Source organism: Streptococcus sp. F0441, from assembly GCF_000314775.2.
GTDB lineage: Bacteria > Bacillota > Bacilli > Lactobacillales > Streptococcaceae > Streptococcus.
Window position 1 is genome coordinate 327082 of the sequence record NZ_KB373321.1, and the last position, 16046, is coordinate 343127.

The window sequence follows — 16046 nt, forward strand, 5'->3', positions numbered from 1 at the left end:
AGGTCGTATACTTAAGGTAAATAATCAAATAGCGCAAAGGCGCAGGAGGAAAAACATATGGCTACATTTTACGTTCCGGCAGTTAACCTTATTGGTAAAGGTGTTGTAAATGAAGTAGGTCCGTATATCAAGGAACTGGGGTATAAAAAGGCTCTTTTGGTGACAGACAAGTTCATCGAAGGCAGTGATATTTTACCCAAAGTCCTAAAACCATTAGATGCTGAAGGGATCGAATATGTGATCTTTAGCGATGTGGAGCCAAATCCGACTTGCAAGAACGTCACAGACGGAGTGGCTGCCCTGAAAGAGCATGGATGTGACTTTATCATCAGTCTTGGTGGTGGGTCTCCACAGGATGCGGCTAGTTGTATCTCTATCATCGCTACAAATGGTGGCAAACCACAGGACTACGAAGGACTTCACAAGTCTGCTGAAAAAGGGTTGCCAGTGGTTGCTATCAATACAACAGCTGGAACTTCAGCAGAAATCACCATCAACTATGTCATTACTGACGAAGAACGCAAGGCCAAGATGGTAATGGTTGATAAGAACAGCCTCGCCCTCATCTCTGTCAATGATCCAGAACTCATGCTTTCAAAACCTCAAGCGCTTACAGCAGCGACAGGTATGGATGCTCTTACCCACGCTGTCGAAGCCTTGGTAACACCGGGTGCTTATGATGTGACCAAGAAACTCTCTATCGGAGCGATTGAACTCATCAAGGAGTATCTTCCTCGTGCTGTGGCAAATGGCCATGATATTGAAGCGCGTGAGGGTATGGTCAATGCTATCTTCCTCGGTGGTATGAGCTTTAACAATGCTGGTTTGGGCTACGTTCACTCTATGGCTCACCAACTCGGTGCAGTATATAACTTGCCACATGGTGTCTGCTGTGCCATGCTTCTCCCAGTTGTAGAACGTGAAAATGCCAAGCGTGTACCAGAAGCTTTCCGCAATGTAGCCAAGGCCTTGGGACTTCATGTGGAAGGGAAAACAGACCAAGAATGTGCTGACTATGCTATCACTGAGATTGAGAAACTTTCTGAAACTGTTGGTATTCCTAAGAAACTCACTGAACTCGGTATCCAAGAAAAAGACTTTGACTTTGACTACCTTTCTAAGAATGCTTTGATTGATGCATGTGCGCCAGGCAATCCATTTATGCCAACTTTAGAAGAAACCATTGCTCTCTACAAAGAACTCTTCTAATTTTTAAAGTGAAAAAGAAACTAAATAATGCTGGAAAGAACTATCATTTTGGTAGTTCTTTTTTTAAAAATTTGCTATCCTAGACATATGAGAAAAATCAAAATTGATGTGGTTGTAGTGCCCTTAAGTGGGCATCTCTTCCCAACCTTGAATCTACTCGCACCCTTGTTGAAGGATCCCTTGTATGAGATTCGATTATTTACAGGACCGCAACGAAAAGCTGTCGCAGAGGAGATGGAATTCCAGGTGATTCCCATTTTAGAAAATTCTGTAGATGAATTTGAGCGCGTAGCCAACAATGAAGGGCAATTAAACCTTATTTCTGCTTATCGACAGTTGTCAGCTAGTCTTGATTTGATCGATGTGGTGTCTGACCAACTAGTGCAAGAGTGGCAGAAAAATCGACCAGATATTGTGATTGCGGACTTTATAACCCTCTCTGGAGGACTTGTAGCGGAAGAGTTGGGGATTCCTTGGGTTACCACTATGGCGACACAGTTTGCCATTGAAACAACAGATGGACCGCCTTGTTTCTTTGGAGGAATGGGTAGTCCAAAAACATCTTTCCAATCTGCTCAGCAATGGCTAGGAAGAAAAGGGACTCGTTTAGGGAAACGAATCGTAAGCTTTTTATTGAGAGAACGATTGAAACGTTACGATTTTAAGCTCTACAATCAGAAAGGTCAGGAAACCATCTATTCACCCTATTCCATCTTGGGGATTGGGATGAAAGAGTTGGAGCTGAAAAGTGGTTTTCCAGAGCACTACCTTTGGGTGGGACCTTTTGGCTCTTCGATTGAGAGGGCAGAGAATTACCTCCTCGATTTGGCTCCTTATGCAGGGTATAAGAAGGTCCTTGTCTCCTGCGGCACTCAGCTAGCATGGGCCAAAGACAATCTCCTCTATCAGACACAACAATTGGCTAAAGCCCATCCAGATTGCCACTTCTTTGTAACTCTGGGGTTTGGCGGACAAGACTTCCAATGTGAAGAGCTCATGGACAATGTTTCGGTGGTATCCTATCTTCCCTATAAGGAGTACATTCCTCAGATGGATTATGTGATTCATCATGGCGGTGCGGGTATTTTTTACCAGTGTATCATCTATGGCAAGCCTGCCTTGATTCTCCCCCATGACTATGATCAGTATGACTATGCGGTTCGTGGCTTAGAGGCAGGGATTGCTTTGACCGCTAAACGAGAGGATACGGAAGCGATTGGGCGAGCTTTTGATGAATTATTGGCTCGGGAGAACTGGCCAGATTTGAAGAACCTCAGTCGTGCAGCTCAAATCTATCAGCCAACAGAGATTCTGAAGAGCGAAATACATCGGCTCTTAGGGGACAAGGAGAAGTAAAAAATGAAGAAAGTATTGGTAACAGGTGCTACGGGCTTTCTAGGCAAGTATGTTGTTGAAGAGCTCAGTCAGCAGGGCTATCAGGTACGCGCTTTTGGACGCAATCCCAAGGCAGGTCAGTCTTTGGAAAATTCCTTAGTAACATTTTTTCAGGGAGATTTGACCAAGCAAGAGGATTTGGCTCAGGCTTGTCAGGGGATGGACATGGTTGTGCATGCGGGTGCTCTTTCTACCGTTTGGGGTCCTTGGGAGGATTTCTACCAGACAAATGTCTTGGGAACCAAGTATGTTCTGGATGCTTGTCGAGAGGCCGGTATTCAGCGTTTAGTTTATGTATCATCGCCGAGCATCTATGCTGCGCCTCGAGATCAGCTTGCTATCAAAGAAAGCGAAGCTCCGCAGGAAAACAAGCTTAACAACTATATACGTAGTAAACTGGCTTCGGAGAAGCTGTTTAAGGATTATCCGGATGTACCTAGCATCATCTTACGCCCCCGTGGGCTTTTTGGGATTGGGGATACCAGTATTTTACCCCGAGTTCTCAAACTCAGTCAGAAGATTGGCATTCCCTTGATAGGGGACGGTCGCCAGCTCATGGATATGACCTGTGTGGAAAATGTTGCTCTGGCCATTCGTTTGGCTCTAGAGGCCCCTCAAGCTAGTGGCGAAGTCTATAACATCACCAATGGAGAACCAAGGGAATTTAGGAGTCTGATAGAAGAAACTTTGAGAGGGCTAGGCTATCCGATAACATACCGAAAAGTGCCAGCTTCTCTTCTTTCAGCTATTGCGAGTACGCTAGAGTTTATTTACAAGATCTTGCATCTCAAAGGAGAACCGGTTCTGACACGCTATACCTATTACTTGCTGAGGTATAGCCAGACGCTGGACATCAGCAAGGCGGAGCGAGACTTGGGTTATCGCCCTCGAATCAGTATTTCAGAAGGGATTGACCAATATGTCCAAGATTATCGAAAGCATTGATTATTTCCCGGCCGGCTACTGTACCAGCTATGCGGGTTTACTGTTTAAGGGAGTCAAGAATAAAAAAATGACCTTCCCAGCGGGAGTATTTCTGATCAAGCATAGAGATAAGGGGTATCTGCTCTATGATACGGGTTATCACTATAACATTAAGACGAAGCTACGCTATGGTTTTTACCGTCTAGGAACTCCTGTTCAAATGACGGAAAAGGATCAGATTTCATACTTATTGAAGGCAAAAGGAATTAGGCCAGAAGAGATTACCTATGTCATGTTGTCTCATCTCCATCCAGACCATTTAGGAGGGGCTAGTTTTTTCCCGAACGCTCAATTTATCCTGACTCAAGAGGTTTTTGAAGTTTATCAGAAACCCAAGCTTAAGGATTTGATCTTTAAAGAGTTTTTACCAGCTGATTTTGAGAAAAGACTGACCGTTATCAAGGCAAATCAGCGCTATTCAAATTTTCCCTATGGTCCAATTTGTGACCTCTTTGGAGATGGCAGTATCCTAGTAGCATCAGTAGATGGACATGCCAAGGGGCAAGCCTGTCTCTTTATTCCTGATCATGACCTTCTCATTGCAGCAGACCTCTGTTGGGGAATTGACCTCTTACCTTATACCAAGCAGATGCACCTGATTCCTTCCTTGGTGCAGGACAACAAGGAAGCCTATATCAAGGGGGCAGAGTTCTTAGAAAATGTTCTAAGAGATGGTATCGAGGTACTGGTCAGCCATGACCCTGTAGAAAGGATTGAGCGAATTTTGTATGAAAAAAATAACCTTTCTTAAAACTTTTATCCAAACGCGTTGGCTTCATAATTTTAAGTCTCGAGAAGCCTTAGAAAACTATCAGAAAAAGCAATTAGCTAACTATATGGCCTTTCTAAAACGTGAGTCACCTTATTTTAAAAATGGGGTTCCTAGCGACTTTGATCATATGGACAAGGCCTTTATGATGGAACATTTCAATAAGCTCAACACTCAAGGAGTGGATCGAGATGAAGCTCTAGCTCTGGCCATAGAAAGTGAGAAAACACGTGACTTTACGGAACTAAAAGGTGAAGTAGCGGTTGGGCTATCTTCAGGGACGTCTGGACATCGAGGTCTCTTTATCACGACCGAGAAAGAGCGCAGTATGTGGGCGGCGGCTATTTTAGCCAAGATGTTGCCCAAGGGCCAGCTGTTTGGCCATCGCATCGCTTTTTTTCTGAGAGCTGATAATGAACTCTATCAGACTATTAATACAGCGCTCATTCGGTTAGAGTACTTTGATATTTTTAAAAATACGGATGACCATATCGGCCGTCTCAATAGCTACCAACCGACCATTGTGGTGGCGCCTGCCTCTATGTTGCTCGAGTTGAGCAAACGACTAAAGGCCGGAGAGTTAGCCATTCATCCACAAAAAATCGTTTCGGTGGCAGAAATTTTGGAAGATAAGGATAGGGAACGCATCGCAGAAGCCTTTTCTCTATCCATTATTGACCAGGTTTATCAGGCAACTGAAGGTTTTCTAGCCTGTACTTGCTCAGCTGGCAATCTCCATCTCAACGAAGACATTATCTTTGTGGAAAAGCAGTATCTGGATGACCGCCGTTTTTATCCAATCATTACGGACTTTAAACGAAGCAGTCAGCCTGTTTATCGCTACCAGCTCAATGATATCTTGGTTGAAAATCCGGAGCCTTGTCCATGTGGCTCCTGCTATACACGGATTGACAAGGTCGAAGGACGCTCTGACGACATCTTCTATTTCGATGGACTGGATGGGGGTCAAGTGACCATCTATCCAGACTTTATCAGACGGTGCATCCTCTTTGTGGAGAATGTAGGGGATTACCAAGTCAAGCAACATTCTGAGAAGTTAGTGGAAGTTTGCCTAAGTGAACGAGATGAGGCAGTGGAAGCATCTATTCTAGCACAGTTTCAACTCCTGGCCCAGCAAAAGCAGTTTATAGTTCCCGAAATCCAATTTTCAGATTATCACTGGGATACTAGCCGTAAACTCAAACGAATCCAACGTTTATGAAAGGATAATAGACAATGACAGAAGTAAAAAGACATGTAGAAATCGCTGGTTATGGTGTTTGCCTTCCCAAGCATACCGTCCAATTCAAAGACCAGACCCGTTATCGTGTAGTTGAAAATGAAGAAACGCAACTCGACTTGGCAGAAGGAGCTATCCAGCGCGCACTTGAACATGCAAATTTGGATATTAAAGATATCGATTGCCTTGTATCAGCTAGTGCAGTTGGAGTTCAGCCTATTCCTTGTACGGCAGCCTTGATTCATGAGCGCGTGGCAAAAGGACTCTCTATTCCAGCCATGGATATCAATACGACCTGTACCAGCTTTATTTCTGCTCTATCGACTATGTCCCACTTGATTGAGGCGGGCGAATACAATCGTGTCTTGATTGTGTCTAGTGAGGTTGGAAGTTTAGGGCTCAATCCCAAGCAAAAAGAAAGTTTTGAACTCTTTAGTGATGGGGCGGCAGCCTTTATTTTCCAAAAAAGTCATCAGGAAAAAGGGGTCATTGCTAGTCTCCAACGTACTTGGTCAGAAGGGGCTCACGATACGGAGATTCGTGGAGGTCTAACTTCTTTTCAACCAAAAGAGTACTCTGAAGCGAATAAGACCAACTATATGTTTGACATGAAGGGGAAGAAAATCCTCCTCTTGTCTGCTCGTAAAATCCCAGTCATGTTTGAAGAGTTTCAAGAAAAAACACAGCTAGCCTTGGGAGATGTGGACTATATCATTCCTCATCAAGCTAGTCGCGCCCTTCCTTTGGTTATGGAAAAGCTAGGTGTAGCTGAGGATCAATACCTCAACTTAGTTACTGACTATGGAAATATGGTGTCAGTCTCTGTACCGTTTGGCTTGGCTTATTCTTTGGGACATGGACTTATCAAGGAGGGAGATGTCGTCTACCTTATGGGGACTGCAGCTGGTATGACGGTCAATATGTTGGCTCTGAAATTGTAACAATCATCTAAACACGAAACGACTGGAATTTGAGCAAAGGCAAAAGGTTGCCATCTGCCCCTGAACTGAGGTATACTAGTAGAAAGATTAGTTTATCAAGCAGTTAAGGAGAATGTTAGAAAAGGAAGGGGATGTATGACGGCTAGAAAAATGCAGCTACTCATGTCCAAATATGGTTTTAGTATTACCGTTATGTTGGCAGAATTATTTATCGTCTTTGGTTTATTTCTCTATCTAGGGCGGATGGCTCCGATTGTCTGGATTATCCTAGTCATCTTAGTGAGCTTAGCGACCATTGTATCGATTGTGAATAGATCTATGAATCCTGAGAGTAAGGTAACATGGTTGTTAGTAGCCTTTGTGCCAGTTTTTGGCCCTTTGCTCTATATCATGTTTGGAGAGCGCCGTTTATCTAAAAAAGAATTGAAGCAGCTAAAGCAGCTCCAATCAATGGTTTACCGAGAGGACAATAGCAGGGCTCTCCGTTTGGAGTTAAAAGAACAAGACAAGTCGGCTTACGGGGTTATCAAATCTCTCCTCAGTATGGACACGAATGCAGATGTCTATAATCGAACGGATACCCAATTTTTTGCATCTGGTAAAAGCATGTGGCATCAGATGCTAGAAGATCTCAAGAAAGCAGAGAAGTTTATCTTTCTCGAATACTATATCATCGAAGAAGGTTTGATGTGGAATAGTATTTTGGAGATTTTGGAAGAAAAGGCAGCTCAAGGAGTAGAGGTGAAGCTCCTCTATGATGATATTGGTTGTATGGCCACTTTGCCTGGAGATTACACCATCCACCTTCGTGGTCGAGGAATTGAGGCCCATAAATTTAATAAGGTGATTCCGCGCTTAACCGTCGCCTATAACAACCGTGACCACCGTAAAATCATGGTTATTGATGGTCAAATTGCCTATACAGGTGGTGTCAATCTGGCAGATGAGTATATCAACCATATCGAACGCTTTGGTTATTGGAAAGATAGCGGTATTCGCCTAGATGGATCAGCGGTCAAGGCTTTTACTAGACTCTTTTTATCAACCTGGTATATCAACCGTGGAGAAATTAGCGACTTTGACCAATACCATCTCGAAAATCAACCAAAAGATGGGATGGGGCTCTGTATTCCCTACAGTAGCGGTCCCAAACCAATATACCGAGCCCAGGTTGGAAAAACGGTCTATCAAAATCTTATCAATCAAGCTACAGACTACGTCTACATCACGACTCCCTATCTGATCGCCGACTACGATCTAACTGAAAGTATCAAAAATGCAGCTCTGAGAGGGGTAGATGTGCGAATTGTGACGCCGTGTATCCCAGATAAGAAGGTTATTCAGTTAGTTACTCGAGGAGCCTACCCAGACTTGCTATCTGCGGGGGTTCGTATTTATGAGTATAGCCCGGGATTCCTTCATAGCAAGCAAATGCTTGTTGATGGAGAGGCGGCTACTGTGGGAACCATCAATTTTGACTATCGGAGTTTGCTTCACCACTATGAAAATGCCGTCTTGCTTTATAGAACGCAGGCCATCATCGATATTGAAAGGGACTTTGAAGAGATTTTTAAAGTTTCTCAAGAAATTTATCCCCACACCATCAAAACAAGCTGGTATCAAAGCCTGATCAAGGAAATTGTCCAGTTGTTTGCACCTATGCTCTAACTATCCATCAAGATCTAGCCCAAGGCTGGATCTTTTTTGTCTTCTTACGAATAGATAGGTAAAGGAGAAAACCATGCTTAATCTAGAAGATGACGATTTTATTAGAGAGTATAGAGACAGTCGATTCCACCGTTTTCGTGAAATCGAACGCTTTGCGATATTGGATAAGAAATTCAGCAAATATCAATCCCAAGCTGACATTCCTGTAAGATTTTGATATACTAAAACAGATAAACTTAGAGGAGAAATTGAATGAATGTATATGGGAAAATAGATGAGAAACAAGAAGAATCTCATTACCAAGACTGGTCTGTTCCAGAAAAGCGAGAAGGAGCTCCGACCCCCTTTTTTAGTATCTTGCTTTGGAGTTTAGTGGCTACAGCTATTTCTGTGGTTATCCCCCTTATTTTTGGTTTAGTGAGTCCGCGACAAACTCAGGATCTTTATACCGGTTGGGCTTTGCATCAAAATGGTCAAATGTATACAGATTATTTTGGGACGGAGGGATTGCTCTATTACCTGCTTGCATATCTTTCACAAGGCAGTATTCTGATTGCTTTGGTTGAGTGGTTGGCCTTGTTTGGAGCAGGCGTTTTTCTTTTTAAATCTGCGGATAGTCTTACAGACCGTGTAGAAGAAGCCAAGCAGCTTGTGTTTGTGTTTAATTTGTTGGTAGCAGGTCTCGCTTTTGGTGGTGGCTATGCTCTCTTGCTAGCCTTGCCTTTCCTATTTTATTCACTTAGCATTGTTACGAACTACCTAGCTTATCCAAACGGTGACAAAGGATTTTTACGTGTTGGTATGAGCCTTGCTCTCGCTTTCTTCCTTGCGCCAATCCCAACAGCCTTATTTGCAGCTACACTAGCCTTGGGAATTATCGGCTTTAACTTAGGCAAAGGTCACTTTGTTCATGGTTTATATCAATTTTTTGCGTCAGCCTTAGGGTTCTCACTCTTATTCTATCCTTTGGGCTACTATACAGTGTTAACAGGTAGTTTTGGGGATGCCATTAGCCAGACCTTGTATCCGGTAAATACTCTTAGCTTCTTTTCAAATGCGCATTTGCTTGAAAATGCAGCCTTCTACGGCTTACTTGCCATTGGGCTAGGTTCCCTTAGTTTGCTCTTTTCTGGTTTGTTCCAGTCAAAATCAGCTAAGCAATATTCCCTATCGATTGCTGCTAGTTTGGGCTTATTGCTTTCTTTGGGGCTCTTGATTTTTTCCAAAGAACCCATCAACGGTACTCATCTTGTGGTACTAATTCCTTTCTTGGTCTTGCTCCTTCTGACAGGAATCAAGGAAGATGTTTCGGATGGAGGCAGTCGTCGTAGAAGAAGACGTGAGAAACAAACTTCTTTCCTTAAAGGAAATTTCTATCTACCACTGATTGCCCTTGCCTATCTTATTGTTCTTCCTATCGTGAGTCGCTACCTTTCGCATCCAGCGACTTATCAGGAGAGAGAACGTCTTGCTAGCATGGTAAAACAGCAAACGAGTTCTGAGGATCGTGTCTATGCTTGGGATGATCGTCCTGATTTCTACCGTGCAAGTGAACGCTTGGCGCCGACTTCTCTATCAACTCCAACACTCTATACTGCAAGCGACGAAAATAAAACCAAACTGATGAATGATCTGAAAGAGAATCAACCGAAGATGATTGTGGTCAATCAAAAAGTTGCCTTGTGGTCAGATGTAGAGAGCTGGCTCAGTGAAAACTATGAGCTTGTTCAGACAAGTACTAGCGAGTTCAAACTTTATAAATCAAAATAACAAAAATCAATATCTTGTGGAATTTTAAAAATTTTAGGATTTTTAACACAAGATATTGATTTTTATTTTTAGAGTGGTATAATACTGAATATAAACTATTTAACAATATTTTAGAAAAGAGCATGGATATGATTGTATTAGAAGAAAAGCTTGCAACCGTTCCCACCTTGTTCGTTGAAAAACGAGATGGTAGACGTGTAGTATTTGATGTAGACAAGATTGACAAGGCTCTCCACAAGGCGGCAGAAAAAGTTATGGACGTTACGCCTCTAGTAGAAAAACGCCTAAATGGTCTAGTTGAAAGAATCGTTACCGAAATTCACAGTCGTTTCCCTAAAGGTGTGAAGATTTATGAGATTCAGAATATCGTAGAACATGAACTTCTTGAAGCCAAAGAATATGCCTTGGCTGAAGAGTATATCACCTATCGGACACAGAGGGATTTTGAGCGCTCAAAAGCGACAGATATCAACTTTAGCATTCATAAACTTCTCAATAAAGATCAAGCGGTTGTCAATGAAAATGCCAATAAAGACAGCGATGTCTTTAATACTCAACGTGATTTGACAGCAGGGATTGTGGGGAAATCAATCGGATTGCAAATGCTTCCTAAGCACGTAGCCAATGCTCACCAGAAAGGGGATATCCACTATCATGACTTGGACTACAGCCCCTACACTCCTATGACTAACTGCTGTTTGATTGATTTTAAAGGGATGTTGGAAAATGGCTTTAAAATTGGTAACGCAGAGGTAGAGAGTCCCAAGTCTATCCAGACTGCGACAGCTCAGATTTCGCAAATCATTGCCAACGTTGCTTCTAGCCAGTACGGGGGCTGTTCAGCTGACCGTATTGATGAAGTCTTGGCACCTTATGCAGAGAAGAATTACCAAAAGCACCTCAAAGATGCGGAAGAGTGGGTCTTGCCTGAAAAATGGGATGATTATGCTTGGAAGAAAACCCAAAAAGACATCTATGATGCCATGCAATCTCTTGAGTATGAAATCAACACCCTCTTCACTTCAAATGGACAAACACCTTTTACTTCACTAGGTTTTGGTTTAGGAACTAGTCGTTTTGAACGGGAAATTCAAAAAGCTATCTTGACCATTCGTATCAAGGGTCTTGGCTCAGAACACCGCACAGCCATCTTCCCTAAACTCATCTTTACGCTTAAAAGAGGCCTTAACTTGGAAGAAGGGACTCCAAACTATGACATCAAACAGTTGGCCCTCGAGTGTGCAACCAAACGGATGTACCCGGATGTCTTATCCTATGATAAGATTATCGAGTTGACTGGTTCTTTCAAGGTTCCTATGGGCTGCCGTTCGTTCCTCCAAGGATGGAAGGATGAGAATGGCGTAGAAGTCAATTCTGGTCGGATGAATCTAGGTGTTGTGACAGTCAATCTGCCTCGTATCGCCCTTGAGTCTGAGGGCGACATGAATAAGTTCTGGGAAATCTTCAACGAGCGGATGAATATCGCAGAAGATGCTCTGGTTTATCGTGTCGAACGAACCAAGGAAGCAACACCAGCAAACGCCCCTATTCTCTATCAGTACGGGGCCTTCGGACGCCGTCTTGGAAAAGACGAGAGCGTTGATCAGCTCTTTAAGAATCGTCGTGCGACAGTTTCGCTGGGCTACATTGGTTTGTACGAGGTAGCGACAGTCTTCTTTGGAAATAGCTGGGAACACAATCCAGAAGCCAAGGAATTCACGCTGGATATCATTCGCGATATGAAACGTCGGGTGGAAGAGTGGTCTGATCAATATGGCTATCATTTCTCTATCTACTCAACACCGTCTGAAAGTCTAACAGATCGCTTCTGTCGCTTGGATACAGAAAAGTTCGGTTCTATTCCTGATATTACAGACAAGGAATACTACACCAACTCGTTCCACTATGATGTGCGTAAAAATCCAACGCCGTTTGAAAAATTGGACTTTGAGAAGGCTTATCCAGAAGCAGGTGCAACAGGTGGTTTCATCCACTACTGTGAGTATCCAGTTCTCCAACAAAATCCAAAAGCCTTGGAAGCTGTCTGGGACTACGCCTATGATCGTGTAGGCTATCTAGGGACCAATACTCCGATTGATCATTGTTATAAGTGTGACTTTGAAGGGGATTTTGAACCGACAGAGAGGGGCTTTGCTTGTCCAAACTGTGGGAATAGCGACCCAAAAACAGTAGACGTAGTCAAACGAACTTGTGGCTATCTAGGTAACCCTCAGGCTCGTCCGATGGTTAATGGACGCCACAAGGAAATCGCTGCGCGTGTCAAACACATGAATGGTTCAACCATTAAAACAGCCGGACATGAAGTAACAAATTAGAAGGAAATGGAATGGGGAAATACCAATTAGACGATAAGGGACGTGCACAAGTGACCCGTTATCACGAGAAACATTCGAAAGGTGGAACAGGTAAAAAAGAACGCTTGCTCAATCTTAGAGAACAGTTTTTAAACAAGAACAAGAAAAAATAAAAGTGAGAGTCCGCTCTCGCTTTTCTCTTAGCAGGAGGTAAGGATGGAACTACGCAGACCAACATTGGCAGATAAAGAAACAGTTTTAGAGATGATGGCAGAGTTTGAACAGACTCAATCAGCCCACGATGGTGGGTTTTGGAACGCCAACAATTTTGTTTATGAAGAGTGGCTAGAAGAAAATCTTCAAGCGGAAGCGGGACTCAATATTCCTGAAAACTGGGTTCCTGCTATCCAGCTGGTTAGTTTTGACGTAGCAGGCCAAGCTCTTGGCTTTCTCAACCTTCGTCTCCGATTAAATGACTACTTACTAGAAAATGGGGGCCATATTGGCTACTCCATTCGTCCATCTGAAAGAGGTAAGGGTTATGCGAAAGAATCCCTCCGACAAGGTCTACAAGTTGCTAAGGGAAAGAATATCAAACGAGCTCTGGTAACTTGTAGCACAGAAAATCCTGCCAGCCGAGCTGTTATCTTAGCTAATGGTGGTGTCTATGAGGATGTTCGAAACGGAACGGAGCGCTACTGGGTTGATGTCGATTAAGGAGGAAGCATGGAGCTAAGACGACCAACTTTGGAAGATAAAGAAGCGATATTAGAGATGATTGCGGAGTTCGATGCAGCAAAATCCTATATGCACGGTGGCATGGGCTCCGCTTGGAAGCGAGCAAAGGATTATGAGGATTGTTTAAAGATTGTAGAGCAGCAAGAGGATGCTGCCAACCTGCCAGTAGGCTGGGTTCCTGCAATCAAATTTTTATCCTTTGGTGAGACTGGCTTGCCTTTGGGATTTTTAGCCCTGCGCTTGTCCTTGAATGACAAATTATTTGTGGAAGGCGGTCATATTGGCTATTCTATCCGTCCCAGTCAACGAGGCAAAGGATATGGGAAGGAGCAGTTGAGATTAGGACTAGCAGAGGCTCGAAAGCAAGGATTGGAACGAGTGCTGATTACCTGCGATGAAGACAACGAAGCCAGCCGCCGCACGATTCTCTCCGCTGGCGGTGTTTACGAAAATACAATCGATAGAAGTCAGCGCTATTGGATAGATTTGGAGTAGAAGGATGACATGGAATACACCAAAACCTGGTGAATGGAAAAGCGAGGAACTTAGTAAAGGGCGGATCATTGATTATAAGGCCTTTAACTTTGTCGATGGAGAAGGTGTGCGCAACTCTCTCTATGTATCAGGCTGTATGTTTCACTGCGAGGGGTGCTATAATGTTGCGACTTGGTCTTTCAACGCAGGCATTCCCTATACGCCAGAGTTAGAAGAACAGATCATGGAAGATCTTGCCCAACCTTATGTTCAAGGCTTGACCTTACTTGGAGGAGAACCTTTTCTCAATACTGGTATCCTCTTGCCCCTCGTTAAACGCATTCGGAAGGAATTGCCAGATAAAGACATCTGGTCCTGGACGGGCTACACGTGGGAAGAAATGATGCTGGAAACTCCAGATAAACTGGAACTCTTATCACTGATTGACATCCTTGTCGATGGACGGTATGATAAAAGCAAGCGTAATCTCATGCTCCAGTTTCGAGGTTCCTCTAATCAACGGATTATCGATGTGCAAAAATCTCTCAAAAGTGGGCAAGTAGTGATTTGGGATAAGCTTAATGACGGAAAAGAAAGCTATGAACAGGTGAAGAGAGAATGAAGAAAAAAGACCTGATAGAACAACTGGTTTCAGAGATTGAAACGGGAAGGGTTAGGACGCTGGGGATTTACGGTCATGGGGCTTCAGGTAAATCAACCTTCGCTCAGGAATTATATCAAGCCCTAGATTCTACTACAGTAAATTTGCTAGAAACAGATCCCTATATCACCTCAGAACGTCACCTGGTAGTACCAAAGCAAGCACTTGATCAAAAGGTGACAGCTTGTCTGCCTGTAGCGCATGAACTGGCAAGTTTGCAGAGAGATATTCTCGCCTTGCAGGCAGGTATGGATGTCTTAACAATCGATGAACCGTGGAAGGCTAGTGAAATCTTATCTGGAGCAAAACCAATTCTGATTGTTGAAGGGATGTCTGTGGGCTTTCTACCCAAGGAACTCTTTGACAAAACTATCTGCTTCTACGCGGACGAAGAAACAGAAATAAAAAGGCGTCTAGCTCGAGATACGATTATGAGAAATCGAGATACTTCCTTTATACTAGCTAGCCATCAAATGAGACGGGAGCAGTATCTGCGTTACTATAGAGAAACCGAGTCTAAAGCAGATATCTTAGTGGATCAATCGCAAGACAAATTCAAAGTCAAAATGACTCGTATTATATAGAAGAAAAGATTGGTTTTAATAGTCGTAAATTAGTAATTGTATGAAGATGAAATAGGAAAACAGTTTCATCCCAAAAAAACGAAAAAAACCTAACAAATCCCTTGCAATCGCAGGGGCTTTGTGTTATTCTATTATGGTGCTGTAAATTACAGCCTTAGCTTTGATGCAAGAGGTTGCGACACGCTCGGTTGCATTGCCACGCAACGCGCGTCGGTTTTCTTGTGGAGCTAGCCTATTATCTTAAATAGACGAAAAGGAGAAAAAGATGGCAAACAAAAAAATCCGTATCCGTTTGAAAGCTTACGAACACCGTACGCTTGACACAGCGGCTGCAAAAATCGTAGAATCAGCTACTCGTACAGGTGCACAAGTTGCGGGTCCAATCCCACTTCCGACTGAACGTAGCCTCTACACAATCATTCGTGCGACTCACAAATACAAAGACTCTCGCGAACAATTTGAAATGCGTACACACAAGCGTTTGATCGATATCGTTAACCCAACTCAAAAAACAGTTGATGCGTTGATGAAATTGGATCTTCCAAGTGGTGTAAACGTAGAAATCAAACTTTAATTTAAAGCTTGATACCTTGAGCATGAAAAACGCTCGTTAAAAACTTTTTGAATAAAAAATATAGAAAAGGAACTATTTTCTCATGACAAAAGGAATCTTAGGGAAAAAAGTGGGAATGACTCAAATCTTCACTGAAGCTGGCGAATTGATCCCTGTAACAGTTATTGAAGCAACTCCAAACGTTGTTCTTCAAGTTAAAACTGTTGAAACAGACGGATACAACGCTATCCAAGTTGGTTTTGATGACAAACGCGAAGTATTGAGCAACAAACCTGCTAAAGGACATGTAGCGAAAGCTAACACGGCTCCTAAGCGCTTCATTCGTGAATTCAAAAACGTTGAAGGCTTGGAAGTTGGTGCTGAAATCACAGTTGAAACATTCGCAGCTGGAGACGTTGTTGACGTAACTGGTACTTCTAAAGGTAAAGGTTTCCAAGGTGTTATCAAACGCCATGGACAATCACGTGGACCAATGGCTCACGGTTCTCGTTACCACCGTCGTCCAGGTTCTATGGGACCTGTTGCACCTAACCGCGTGTTCAAAGGTAAAAACCTTGCAGGACGTATGGGTGGCGACCGCGTGACAATTCAAAACCTTGAAGTTGTACAAGTTGTTCCAGAAAAGAACGTTATCCTTATCAAAGGTAACGTACCAGGTGCTAAGAAATCTCTTATCACTATCAAGTCAGCAGTTAAAGCTGGTAAATAATAAGGAAAGGGGAAT

General features: G+C 43.2%; 16 protein-coding genes. All 16 read left to right on the forward strand.

Annotated features, from left to right (window positions below):
* The first annotated feature begins 57 nt into the window (after positions 1-57).
* The 16 genes from HMPREF9188_RS01555 (at position 58) to rplC (ending at position 16031) form a co-directional block, all read left to right on the forward strand.
* Positions 58-1209: an iron-containing alcohol dehydrogenase gene (locus HMPREF9188_RS01555; protein ID WP_009729678.1), complete on the forward strand. Its 1152-nt coding sequence runs from the start codon at positions 58-60 to the stop codon at positions 1207-1209.
* Between the two features lie 87 nt (positions 1210-1296).
* Positions 1297-2565 carry a glycosyltransferase gene (locus HMPREF9188_RS01560; RefSeq protein ID WP_033588954.1) on the forward strand — a complete coding sequence of 423 codons (1269 nt, stop codon included), beginning with the start codon at positions 1297-1299 and terminating at the stop codon, positions 2563-2565.
* Positions 2566-2568: 3 nt separating this feature from the next.
* Positions 2569-3549, forward strand: coding sequence for an NAD-dependent epimerase/dehydratase family protein (locus HMPREF9188_RS01565; RefSeq protein WP_009729680.1), 981 nt, complete (start codon positions 2569-2571; stop codon positions 3547-3549).
* Positions 3524-4339 carry an MBL fold metallo-hydrolase gene (locus HMPREF9188_RS01570; RefSeq protein ID WP_009729681.1) on the forward strand — a complete coding sequence of 272 codons (816 nt, stop codon included), beginning with the start codon at positions 3524-3526 and terminating at the stop codon, positions 4337-4339. Before HMPREF9188_RS01565 ends, HMPREF9188_RS01570 begins: the two co-directional genes overlap by 26 nt.
* The gene (locus tag HMPREF9188_RS01575; protein WP_009729682.1) at positions 4317-5579 is read left to right on the forward strand and encodes a F390 synthetase-related protein; all 1263 of its coding nucleotides are present in this window, start codon (positions 4317-4319) and stop codon (positions 5577-5579) included. Before HMPREF9188_RS01570 ends, HMPREF9188_RS01575 begins: the two co-directional genes overlap by 23 nt.
* Before the next feature lie 14 nt (positions 5580-5593).
* Complete coding sequence (locus tag HMPREF9188_RS01580; RefSeq protein WP_009729683.1) at positions 5594-6538, forward strand: 3-oxoacyl-[acyl-carrier-protein] synthase III C-terminal domain-containing protein; 945 nt, start codon at positions 5594-5596, stop codon at positions 6536-6538.
* A 135-nt stretch (positions 6539-6673) separates the two neighbouring features.
* Positions 6674-8206, forward strand: coding sequence for a cardiolipin synthase (cls, locus tag HMPREF9188_RS01585; RefSeq protein ID WP_009729684.1), 1533 nt, complete (start codon positions 6674-6676; stop codon positions 8204-8206).
* A gap of 252 nt (positions 8207-8458) precedes the next feature.
* A complete protein-coding gene (locus HMPREF9188_RS01590) occupies positions 8459-9976 on the forward strand; it encodes a hypothetical protein (RefSeq protein ID WP_009729686.1) in 1518 nt (505 codons plus the stop codon).
* A 128-nt stretch (positions 9977-10104) separates the two neighbouring features.
* On the forward strand, positions 10105-12312 hold the full coding sequence (gene nrdD / locus HMPREF9188_RS01595; RefSeq protein ID WP_009729687.1) for an anaerobic ribonucleoside-triphosphate reductase: 2208 nt from the start codon (positions 10105-10107) through the stop codon (positions 12310-12312).
* 11 nt (positions 12313-12323) lie between these two features.
* On the forward strand, positions 12324-12464 hold the full coding sequence (locus tag HMPREF9188_RS01600) for a hypothetical protein (protein ID WP_000521625.1): 141 nt from the start codon (positions 12324-12326) through the stop codon (positions 12462-12464).
* A gap of 43 nt (positions 12465-12507) precedes the next feature.
* Positions 12508-13008 carry a GNAT family N-acetyltransferase gene (locus tag HMPREF9188_RS01605; RefSeq protein WP_000423432.1) on the forward strand — a complete coding sequence of 167 codons (501 nt, stop codon included), beginning with the start codon at positions 12508-12510 and terminating at the stop codon, positions 13006-13008.
* Between the two features lie 9 nt (positions 13009-13017).
* Entirely contained in the window at positions 13018-13524 is a 507-nt protein-coding gene (locus HMPREF9188_RS01610) for a GNAT family N-acetyltransferase (RefSeq protein ID WP_000423438.1), read from the forward strand.
* Between the two features lie 4 nt (positions 13525-13528).
* A complete protein-coding gene (gene nrdG, locus HMPREF9188_RS01615) occupies positions 13529-14125 on the forward strand; it encodes an anaerobic ribonucleoside-triphosphate reductase activating protein (RefSeq protein WP_000220164.1) in 597 nt (198 codons plus the stop codon).
* The gene (locus HMPREF9188_RS01620) at positions 14122-14748 is read left to right on the forward strand and encodes a uridine kinase family protein (protein ID WP_009729688.1); all 627 of its coding nucleotides are present in this window, start codon (positions 14122-14124) and stop codon (positions 14746-14748) included. Before nrdG ends, HMPREF9188_RS01620 begins: the two co-directional genes overlap by 4 nt.
* 265 nt (positions 14749-15013) lie before the next feature.
* Entirely contained in the window at positions 15014-15322 is a 309-nt protein-coding gene (rpsJ, locus tag HMPREF9188_RS01625; protein WP_001284513.1) for a 30S ribosomal protein S10, read from the forward strand.
* A gap of 82 nt (positions 15323-15404) precedes the next feature.
* Entirely contained in the window at positions 15405-16031 is a 627-nt protein-coding gene (gene rplC / locus HMPREF9188_RS01630) for a 50S ribosomal protein L3 (protein ID WP_000160197.1), read from the forward strand.
* Positions 16032-16046 lie beyond the last annotated feature (15 nt).

Coding starts and splice junctions, on each gene's coding strand:
- rpsJ (WP_001284513.1), top strand. CDS start 15,014: ATGGCAAACAAAAAAATCCGTATCCGTTTGAAAGCTTACGAACACCGT.
- HMPREF9188_RS01555 (WP_009729678.1), top strand. CDS start 58: ATGGCTACATTTTACGTTCCGGCAGTTAACCTTATTGGTAAAGGTGTT.
- HMPREF9188_RS01570 (WP_009729681.1), top strand. CDS start 3,524: ATGTCCAAGATTATCGAAAGCATTGATTATTTCCCGGCCGGCTACTGT.
- HMPREF9188_RS01575 (WP_009729682.1), top strand. CDS start 4,317: ATGAAAAAAATAACCTTTCTTAAAACTTTTATCCAAACGCGTTGGCTT.
- HMPREF9188_RS01610 (WP_000423438.1), top strand. CDS start 13,018: ATGGAGCTAAGACGACCAACTTTGGAAGATAAAGAAGCGATATTAGAG.
- HMPREF9188_RS01605 (WP_000423432.1), top strand. CDS start 12,508: ATGGAACTACGCAGACCAACATTGGCAGATAAAGAAACAGTTTTAGAG.
- HMPREF9188_RS01590 (WP_009729686.1), top strand. CDS start 8,459: ATGAATGTATATGGGAAAATAGATGAGAAACAAGAAGAATCTCATTAC.
- HMPREF9188_RS01565 (WP_009729680.1), top strand. CDS start 2,569: ATGAAGAAAGTATTGGTAACAGGTGCTACGGGCTTTCTAGGCAAGTAT.
- HMPREF9188_RS01600 (WP_000521625.1), top strand. CDS start 12,324: ATGGGGAAATACCAATTAGACGATAAGGGACGTGCACAAGTGACCCGT.
- rplC (WP_000160197.1), top strand. CDS start 15,405: ATGACAAAAGGAATCTTAGGGAAAAAAGTGGGAATGACTCAAATCTTC.
- HMPREF9188_RS01580 (WP_009729683.1), top strand. CDS start 5,594: ATGACAGAAGTAAAAAGACATGTAGAAATCGCTGGTTATGGTGTTTGC.
- HMPREF9188_RS01560 (WP_033588954.1), top strand. CDS start 1,297: ATGAGAAAAATCAAAATTGATGTGGTTGTAGTGCCCTTAAGTGGGCAT.
- HMPREF9188_RS01620 (WP_009729688.1), top strand. CDS start 14,122: ATGAAGAAAAAAGACCTGATAGAACAACTGGTTTCAGAGATTGAAACG.
- nrdG (WP_000220164.1), top strand. CDS start 13,529: ATGACATGGAATACACCAAAACCTGGTGAATGGAAAAGCGAGGAACTT.
- cls (WP_009729684.1), top strand. CDS start 6,674: ATGACGGCTAGAAAAATGCAGCTACTCATGTCCAAATATGGTTTTAGT.
- nrdD (WP_009729687.1), top strand. CDS start 10,105: ATGATTGTATTAGAAGAAAAGCTTGCAACCGTTCCCACCTTGTTCGTT.